The 8,540-nt window shown below is 70.5% G+C and carries 7 protein-coding genes; 6 read left to right on the top strand and 1 reads right to left on the bottom strand.

All coding sequences use genetic code 11. The features are described from left to right. Positions 1 to 90: 90 nt before the first annotated feature. The gene (locus ACFWY9_RS43385) at positions 91 to 1,608 is read right to left on the bottom strand and encodes a sensor histidine kinase (protein WP_378323124.1); all 1,518 of its coding nucleotides are present in this window, start codon (positions 1,606 to 1,608) and stop codon (positions 91 to 93) included. A 299-nt stretch (positions 1,609 to 1,907) separates the two neighbouring features. Between ACFWY9_RS43385 and ACFWY9_RS43380 the strand changes: the two genes are divergently transcribed. From ACFWY9_RS43380 to ACFWY9_RS43355, 6 genes are all read left to right on the top strand, one after another. Next, positions 1,908 to 2,966 (top strand): ABC transporter substrate-binding protein, encoded by a 1,059-nt coding sequence (locus ACFWY9_RS43380; protein ID WP_378341636.1) that lies wholly within the window; start codon positions 1,908 to 1,910, stop codon positions 2,964 to 2,966. A 13-nt stretch (positions 2,967 to 2,979) separates the two neighbouring features. After that, positions 2,980 to 3,765, top strand: coding sequence for an ABC transporter ATP-binding protein (locus ACFWY9_RS43375; RefSeq protein ID WP_378322770.1), 786 nt, complete (start codon positions 2,980 to 2,982; stop codon positions 3,763 to 3,765). Beyond that, positions 3,752 to 4,657 (top strand): ABC transporter permease, encoded by a 906-nt coding sequence (locus tag ACFWY9_RS43370; RefSeq protein WP_378322769.1) that lies wholly within the window; start codon positions 3,752 to 3,754, stop codon positions 4,655 to 4,657. Before ACFWY9_RS43375 ends, ACFWY9_RS43370 begins: the two co-directional genes overlap by 14 nt. A gap of 46 nt (positions 4,658 to 4,703) precedes the next feature. Next, positions 4,704 to 5,984 (top strand): FAD-dependent oxidoreductase, encoded by a 1,281-nt coding sequence (locus tag ACFWY9_RS43365; protein WP_378341635.1) that lies wholly within the window; start codon positions 4,704 to 4,706, stop codon positions 5,982 to 5,984. Further along, positions 5,981 to 7,336 carry an MFS transporter gene (locus ACFWY9_RS43360; RefSeq protein WP_378322767.1) on the top strand — a complete coding sequence of 452 codons (1,356 nt, stop codon included), beginning with the start codon at positions 5,981 to 5,983 and terminating at the stop codon, positions 7,334 to 7,336. The genes ACFWY9_RS43365 and ACFWY9_RS43360 overlap by 4 nt, the downstream gene beginning before the upstream one ends. 110 nt (positions 7,337 to 7,446) lie before the next feature. Beyond that, positions 7,447 to 8,388, top strand: a complete 942-nt coding sequence (locus ACFWY9_RS43355) for an acyl-ACP desaturase (protein WP_378322766.1) — start codon at positions 7,447 to 7,449, stop codon at positions 8,386 to 8,388. Positions 8,389 to 8,540 lie beyond the last annotated feature (152 nt).

Below are 8,540 nucleotides of genomic sequence, written 5' to 3'. Positions count from 1 at the left end.
CCGCGCGTGCTGGGGGGTGGGTGGGGGGTGGGTGGGGGCCCTCCCCGCCTGGGTCGCTCACCCGCGCGCGGGCTCCCCCCCCCCCCCCCTTCAGCGCAGCGGGATCGTGGTGGAGACGCAGGTTCCGGCGTCGGCGTGGCTGTGCACGTACAGCTCGCCGCCCAGCGCCCGCACCCGGTCCCGCAGCCCGGCGAGCCCGGTGCCGCCGTCGATGTCGGCGCCGCCGACGCCGTCGTCGGCGACCTCGACCCGCAGGCCCTCGCCCTCCACCGCGATCTCGACCCGCACGTGGTCGGCCTTGGCGTGCTTGAGCGCGTTCGTCAGCGCTTCGGACGTCAGGAAATACGCGGTGGCTTCGACGGCCGCGTCGAGCCGGGGGACCTCGCTCACCGCGAGTTCGACGGACACCGGGGTCCGGTCCAGCAGCGAGCGGACCGCCGCGACCAGGCCCGCCTCGGTGAGGATCGCGGGCCGGATACCCCGCGCCAGCTCCCGCAGTTCGGTGATCGCCGACTGGAGTTCCGCGACCGTCCCGGCGAGCAGCGTGCGCACCTCGGGCCCGAGGTCGGTGCCGAGCCGCCGTTCGGCCATCCGCAACAGCAGGACGACGCTGACGAGCCGTTGCTGGGCGCCGTCGTGCAGGTCGCGTTCGATCCGGCGGCGTTCCTCGTCGCCCGCGGCCACGATGCGCGCCCGCGACGCCTGCACCTCGGCCAGCCGTTCTTCGAGTTCCGCGGCGAGCCGCTGGTTGTCCAGCACCAGCCCGGCGGCCGCGTTGAGCGCGTCGATCGACCGGCTGTCCTTCCACACCTGGTCGTCCTGCACCAGCGCGGCCAGCCCGGTGCCGTCGCGTTCGAGCAGCAGCCGGATCATCTCGGCGTTGCCGACGCGCGAGCGGAGGACACCGAGCAGGAAAGCCAGCGGCCACAGGCAGAACGCGACCCGGTAGACGTCCAGCAGCGGTTCGGCCAGCGGGTGATGGGGGCCGAGCGCGCTGCCGACCGCCGAGGCGAACGCGCCGATGAGCGCGATCGCGACCGCGGGGTGGAGCAGCCGCCGCTGCGGCAGCCGCCCGGTGAGCCAGCGGTAGAGCAGGATGACGACGACGCCGGCGCCGGTGAGCGCGCCGACGAAGTCCAGCACCCGCACCGCGACGTCGTAGACGGCCGGCTTGGACACCACGGAGGCGAGGTCCCGCGGATCGTTGCCGAACACGATCCGGAGGGTGGCCGACGCCAGCACGGCCGCGTACGCCGCGACGACGACCAGCCGCTCCCATCGCGAGCGGAGCCCGCCGCGCGGGAAGGCGAGCACGAGATGCGCGATCATCGGGCTGGACGCCGCGGTCAGCGCCAGCCCGACCGTGTAGATCACCGGATTCCGCGAGAACTGCAGGTCCTCGCAGAACAACGCCACGCCGACCATGGCGATCAGCGCGCCGATCCGGTTCTCCGGGCGGCGCACGTGGGCGACGGCACCCGAGACCAGGAAGAGCGAACCGGTCAGCGTGCTCAGCGTGGTGTCGAACGCGGAGTGCCCGCCGTCCTGGATCTTCAGGGTCGCCGCGACGATCCCGAGCGCGAACCCGGCGATCAGCACGCCGGTCATGATCAGCGTCCGAGGGTGTCTCGCCGCCACTTGTCGTACCCTCCCGGTGCCTGTGCCGAAGAGACCCCGCAGCCCATCGCACCGGCTACCCATGATTCGCGGGATCGACACGTTCTGTTACACAGTGCGGGCCGATGTAAGTCGCGAATGGACGTTTGACCTGGTGAGTACGTCCCGGGCACCGATGTCAAGGATTCTCACGAGATTTCCCGGGATGCGGATGACTATGCGGCTGGGTGGGTGACCGTGCGAGTCTCGGGCCAACGACCGCCCCGTCCCGTGAAAGGCGACGCCCCGAAGTGCGCACCCACCACAGACCCCGAATCCTGGCCACGGTGCTAGCCGCCCTCACCGCCGCTGCGGGGCTCGCGGGCTGTTCCCGTGCCGACAGTTCCTCGGGGCCCGCCCAGAACCAGGGCGCCGCCGCCGAGGTCCGGGTCGGGTACTTCCCGAACGTGACGCACGCCCCGGCGCTCATCGGCACGAAGAAGGACTTCTTCGCCAAGGAGCTGGGCAAGACCAAGCTCACCACGCAGACGTTCAACGCGGGCCCGGACGAGGTCAACGCGCTGCTCGGCAACTCCCTCGACGTCGCCTTCATCGGCTCCGGCCCGGCGATCAACGCCTTCACCAAGTCCAAGGGCACGATCCAGCTGGTCTCCGGTGCGGTCTCGGGCGGCGCGCAGCTGGTCGTCAAACCGGACATCACCAGCGTCGAGCAGCTCAAGGGCAAGACCATCGCGACCCCGCAGCTCGGGAACACCCAGGACGTCGCGCTGAAGAAGTTCCTGGCCGAGAAGAAGCTGACCGACCAGGTCAAGGTCACCGCGATGGACAACCCCAAGACGCTCGACACCTTCAAGAAGGGCGAAGTCGACGGCGGCTGGCTGCCCGAGCCGTGGTCGTCCCGGCTCGTCGCCGACGCCGGCGCGAAGGTGCTCGTCGATGAGAAAAGCCTGTGGCCGCAAGGAAAGTTTCCGTCCACTGTGGTCATCGTGCGCAGCGAGTTCCTCCAGCAGCACCCCGAAACGGTGCGTGCGCTGCTGAAGGGCGAGCTGGCCGCGATCGACTGGGCGAAGACGAACCCGGCCGAGGCGAAGACCGTCGTCAACGGCGCGCTCAAGGAACTGGCGGGCAGCACGCTCGGCGAGGCCGTGCTCGACCGCGCCTTCTCCGGCATCGAGCTGACCACCGACCCGGTCGCCGCGCAGTTCCCCCAGCTCGCCAAGGACTCGGTGACCGCGGGGATCGTGAAGGAGGCCGTCAACCTCAAGGGGTTCGCCGACTTCGGCCCGCTCAACGAGGTGCTCAAGGCACAGGGACAGCCCGCCGTCAGTGCCCCAGAACTGACCAAGTGACCGGAGGCCAGCGATGACCACGACCCTTTCCGTCCCGAGCCTGTCCACCGAGGCCGCGGTCCGGCTCGACGGCGTGCGCAAGGCGTTCGGCCCCACCGGTCGCGCGGTCGTCGCGCTCGACGGCGTGGACCTGACCGTCGAGCCCGGCGAGTTCGTCTGCCTGCTCGGCGCGTCCGGCTGCGGCAAGAGCACGCTGCTCAACCTGGTCGCGGGCCTGGACCAGCCGAGCTCGGGTGAGATCACGCTGAACACCTCGCGGCCCGCGGTGATGTTCCAGGAGGCCGCGCTGATGCCGTGGCTCACCGCGGCCCGCAACGTCGAGCTGCCGCTGCGGCTGGCCGGGTTCGGCCGCGCCGAGCGCCGGGAGAAGGTCGCCGAGCTGCTCGACCTCGTCCGGCTGGGCGGCGCGGGCGGCAAGCGGCCGCACGAGCTGTCCGGCGGGATGCGCCAGCGGGTCGCGCTGGCCAGGGCACTCGCCGCGACGCTGCGTACCGGTGAGGACCAGGGCCAGGCGTTGTTGCTGATGGACGAGCCGTTCGCCGCGCTCGACGCGATCACCCGCGACGTCCTCCAGGGCGAGCTGCTGCGCGTCTACCGCCGTACCGGGACGTCGGTGCTGTTCGTGACGCACGACGTGCGCGAGGCGGTCCGGCTCGGCCAGCGCGTCGTGTTGCTGTCGTCGCGCCCGGGACGCGTGGTGCGTGAGTGGCGTGACGTGCCGTCGGCCGACGTCGAGGAGCTGACCGAGGAGATCACCGCTCACCTGCGCGAGGTGATCAGTACCCATGCCGCGGCCTGACCGGCTCGTGACCGAACCGGACAGCAGCGCCCGTTCCGACATCGACAGGGTCGAAGCGGGCCTCGACACCCTCGACACGCCGGTCGGGGAGCAGCGGCCCTCGGCCGGTCGCCGGTTCGTTCGCAGCGTGCTGCCTCCGCTGGTCGCGCTCGCCCTGCTCATCGTGCTGTGGCAGGTGTTGTGGGCGGCCGCGTTCTGGCCCGAGACGACGTTGCCTGCGCCGCTGGCGGTGTGGGACAAGTTCTGGGCGACCGTCGTCGACGGCAGTGTGTTCGGCTTCGTCTGGACCTCGGTGCACCGCGCCGCGCTCGGCTTCGCGGCCGGGGTCGTCCTCGGGACGCCGCTGGGCCTGCTGGTGGCCAAGGTGCGTGTGGTGCGCGCGGCGATCGGCCCGCTGCTGACCGGCCTGCAGAGCCTGCCTTCGGTGGCGTGGGTGCCCGCCGCGGTCATCTGGTTCGGTACCAAGGACGCCGCGATCTACTTCGTCGTGCTGCTCGGCTCGGTGCCCTCGATCGCCAACGGCCTCGTCGCGGGCATCGACCAGATCCCGCCGATCCTGCCGCGCGTGGGCAAGGTGATGGGCGCCAACCGGCTCGCGGCCGCGCGGCACATCCTGCTCCCGGCCGCGCTGCCGGGTTTCCTCGCGGGACTCAAGCAGGGCTGGGCGTTCTCGTGGCGTTCGCTGATGGCCGCCGAGCTGATCGCGCGCTCGCCCGACCTCGGGATCGGGCTCGGCGCGTACCTCAACGAGGGCTCGTCGTTCAACGACATGCCGACCGTGATCGCCGCGATCTTCCTCATCCTGCTGGTCGGGATCGGTATCGAGCTGATCGTGTTCCGCCCGCTGGAGCGCGCCGTGCTGCGTGCGAGAGGACTCACTGCTTCTCTTTAAGGGCAAGAATGTCGTCTCGCACAATGCGGCGGGCAATACTCGGTGAATGCGTGAGCTTTCGCTGGGCAACACCGACCTGCAGGGGAACCCGGACCTCCGCTGGGACGCCGACGTCGTCATCGTCGGCGGCTCGGTCGCGGGCGCGGCGACCGCGCACGCCCTCGCCGAGTACGGGCTCACCTCGATCCTGCTCGAACGCGCGGTCGAGTTCCCCGAGCTGAACCGCGGCGACACCATCCAGCCGCTGAGCCTGGGTTTCCTCGACCGCTGGGGTGTGCTGCCGGAGATCGAAGGACTCTCCGGCTATCCCGTGTCCGGGTCCGGGTTCTTCCACCGGAAGCACGGTTTTCTCGGCTCCTGGGACTTCGAGGGCCTGCCGGGGCCGTTCCAGCATCAGATCATCCTGCGGCACACCAACTTCCACCGCGCGCTGTACGCCGCGTTCGCCGCGAAACCGGATCTGGTGCGCGTATGCCGTGGCGCGCAGGCGAACACGGTGCTGGTCGACGGCGACGACGTCGTCGGTATCGGCGGTTCCATTGCCGGACAACGCTTTCACGCGCGCGGGAAGCTGGTCGTCGCGGCGGACGGCGCCCAGTCGAAGCTGGCCCGGTTCCTCGGGATCGAGGTCGAGGAACCCTACCTCTACGAGCACGAGTACCTGATGCTCTCGTGCCCGCGGCCGCGCGTGCCCGAGCTGGAGCACCGCTCGATGCGGTACGTCGGCAAGGACGGGCTCACCATGCTCATCCCGCTCGACGGCGGCGAGCAGGTCCGAATCCCGTTCCAGATCGAGTCGGCGGACGCCGGCCATTGGCGGTCGCTGCCGCCGGAAAAGCTGCGGGACCGGCTGCTCGAACGCGCGCCGATCCTCGAACCGGTCGCCACCCCGGACGTCATCACCGACGGCACGCACTCCTACCGCATCCATCTGCGGCACGCGAAAAGCTATGTGCGCCACCGGGTTTGCCTCGTCGGGGACGCCGCGCACGTCGTGCCGCCGACGGTCGGGCAGGGCATGAACATGGCGATGCTCGACGCCGAGGTCCTCGCCGCGGTCGTCAAACGCTGTGTCGACGTCGAGGGCGTGAGCGACGCTTCGCTCGGCCGGTACGAACAGGCGCGGCGCCCGGTCAACGTGGCCGCGCTCGCCGCTTCGCACGAGCAGACGTTGCGGCAGGCCGCCACCGGCCCCGAGATCGACGAGCATTGCGTGGCCGATCATGCCTGGCTCGCCGATCCCGATCGCAGAAGGGAAATCGCGCTGCGGGTGGCGGGGATGCTCAATCCGACGTCGCGTGATCTCGATTTCGAGGTGGCGTCGTGACGGACATCGTGAACGACGCCGGGACGATCGCGGCCAGGATCGAACGGCTCCCGTTGTCACGCTGGCACGTCAAGGTGCGCCTGCTCATCGGGGTGGTGACCTTCTTCGACGGCTTTGACCAGCTCCTGATCGCCTACGCGCTGCCCGCGATCCGGAAACAGTACACTTTGGACACCGCGGACGTCACGCTCACCATCACCGCCGGATCGGTCGGCATGCTGGTGGGTGCGGCGCTGTCCGGATATCTCGCCGACCGGGCGGGCCGGGTGCGCACGCTGACCTGGTGCCTGCTGCTGTACGCGCTGACCAGCGCGCTCGCCGCCGCGGCCCCGGAGATCGGCTGGCTGCAGGCGGCGCGGTTCCTGCAGGGCGTCGGTATCGGCGGCGAGGTGCTGGTGGCGGCCGCCTACATCAACGAAATCGTCGGCGCCACGCGGCGCGGACGGTACGTCCTGGTCTACGAGCTGGCGTTCGTCTTCGGTCTCGCCGCCGCCTCGCTCGTCTCGACGTGGGTGGTCCCGGCGTTCGGCTGGCGGGTCCTGTTCCTGATCGGCGCGCTTCCGGTGGTGCTCGCGTTCGTCCTGCCGAGGCAGGTCCCGGAGTCGCCGCGCTGGCTGGCGGCCAGGGGACGGACGGCCGAGGCGTCCGGGATCGTCGACGAGCTGGAACGCCGGGCCGTCGCGCAGTTCGGCACACTGCCCGAGGTCGCGCCCGTAGCCGTCGCCCCGGCGCCCCGCCCGCGGCTGGCCGACCTGTTCACCGGCAGGTATCTGCGCCGGACGCTGGTGGTCTCGGTGCTGTGGTTCGTGGCGTTCCTGGTCAACTACGGCCTGACGTCGTGGCTGCCGACGATCTACACCACCGTGTATCACCTCCCGCTGGACACCTCCCTGCGGTACAGCATGATCACCATGGCCGCCGGGCTGGTCGGCTGCGTGGTCCTCGCCCTCACCGTCGACCGGGTGGGGAGGCGGCCGGGGCTGGCCGTCTGCCTGCTCGGCGGCGCGCTGGTCCTCGGCGTCGCCGCGTGGGTCCATCCCGCGACCGGGTACGGCGTGATGTTGTTCGTCTCGGCGGCGTCGATCTTCGTCTTCGCGGTGAACCTCGGCCTCAACCTCTACGGGCCGGAGCTGTATCCGACGCGCAGCCGGGCGCTCGGCGCGAGTGTCGGCGGGATCTTCGCGCGGCTGGGCGTGATCGCCGGGCCGGTGCTCACCGGCGCGCTGGTCGACACGGGCGGCATCGCGCCGGTGTTCGCCGTGCTCGCCGCCGCGGGTGCTCTTGGCGGTCTGGTCCTGGTGTTCTTCGGCGTCGAGACCGCTCGTCGTCCGCTGGAGTCCCTTTCCCCGTAACGACTTCCGGCTTCGGGGAACCGGACGGGGGTGGCGCGCGTTGTCATTACCTACGGGACCGTAAGTTACGGCTTCGTAGGTTCGCCGCCACGTCCCGGAAGGAATCCCGCATGACGGTCTCCGACACCACCCGCCTGATGTTCGAACTGGAGGGGACAGTCGAGGAGAACCTCAACCGGCACCTCGCGATGGCCCAGGAGTGGATGCCGCACGAGTTCGTCCCGTGGAGCGAGGGGAAGAACTTCGCCGAGCTGGGCGGCGAACCCTGGGATCCGGAGCAGTCGCGGGTGTCGCCGGTCGCGCGGACCGCGCTCGAGGTCAACCTGCTCACCGAGGACAACCTGCCCAGCTACCACCGCGAGATCGAGCGCGCGTTCGGCCGCGAGGGCGCGTGGGGGACCTGGGTGCACCGCTGGACGGCCGAGGAGGGGCGGCACGGGATCTGCATCCGCGACTACCTGCTGGTCACCCGCGCGGTCGATCCGGTCGAGCTGGAGCGCATGCGGATGGAGACCATGCAGGCCGGGTACGACAGCGGCGACAAACCGCTGCTTCACGTCTTCGCCTACGTCTCGTTCCAGGAGCTGGCGACGCGGCTCTCGCACCGCAACACCGGCCGGTACACGAAGGACCCGCTGGCCGAGAAGCTGCTCGCGCGGGTGGCCACCGACGAGAACCTGCACATGGTCTTCTACCGGAACCTGGTGAAGGCCTCGCTGGAGATCGCCCCGGACGCGATGATGCGCGCGATCGCCGACGAGGTCCTGACGTTCGCCATGCCCGGCGCGGTGATCCCGAGCTTCGCGCGCAAGGCCGCGCTGATCGCCAAGGCCGGGATCTACGACCTGCGCATTCACCACGACGACGTCGTCATGCCGCTGCTGCGGTACTGGAAGGTGTTCGACCTCGAAGGCCTCGGGGAGGTCGGCGAGACCGCGCGAGAGGAACTCGCCGCCTTCCTCAAGGGGCTGGACACGCAGGCGGCGCGGTTCGAAGAGCGCCGCGACGCCGCGGCCGCGCGGGCGGCGGCCCGAGGTGCCTCGGCGACCTGACGGGTCCGGGCCGCTTCCGGATGTCGCGAACGCTCCGTTCGGGACGTTGAGCGTCGCGTACGCGTCGTTCGCGGCAGGAGCACGGCCCGGATTCGCCGCTGGGAAAGGTCCGTGAATGCCACATTGAGGGACTCAGAGTCCCTCAATGCTGT

Origin of the sequence: Amycolatopsis sp. NPDC059027, from assembly GCF_042739735.1 — a bacterium.
Taxonomy (GTDB): domain Bacteria; phylum Actinomycetota; class Actinomycetes; order Mycobacteriales; family Pseudonocardiaceae; genus Amycolatopsis.
The sequence above is the reverse complement of the archived record's forward strand: the minus strand, read 5'-3'. Positions and strand labels throughout refer to the sequence as shown.

What these genes read in the sequence shown, in the direction of transcription:
- ACFWY9_RS43375 (WP_378322770.1), top strand. Translation starts at nt 2,980, where the DNA reads ATGACCACGACCCTTTCCGTCCCGAGCCTGTCCACCGAGGCCGCGGTC.
- ACFWY9_RS43355 (WP_378322766.1), top strand. Translation starts at nt 7,447, where the DNA reads ATGACGGTCTCCGACACCACCCGCCTGATGTTCGAACTGGAGGGGACA.
- ACFWY9_RS43370 (WP_378322769.1), top strand. Translation starts at nt 3,752, where the DNA reads ATGCCGCGGCCTGACCGGCTCGTGACCGAACCGGACAGCAGCGCCCGT.
- ACFWY9_RS43365 (WP_378341635.1), top strand. Translation starts at nt 4,704, where the DNA reads ATGCGTGAGCTTTCGCTGGGCAACACCGACCTGCAGGGGAACCCGGAC.
- ACFWY9_RS43385 (WP_378323124.1), bottom strand. Translation starts at nt 1,608, where the DNA reads ATGACCGGCGTGCTGATCGCCGGGTTCGCGCTCGGGATCGTCGCGGCG.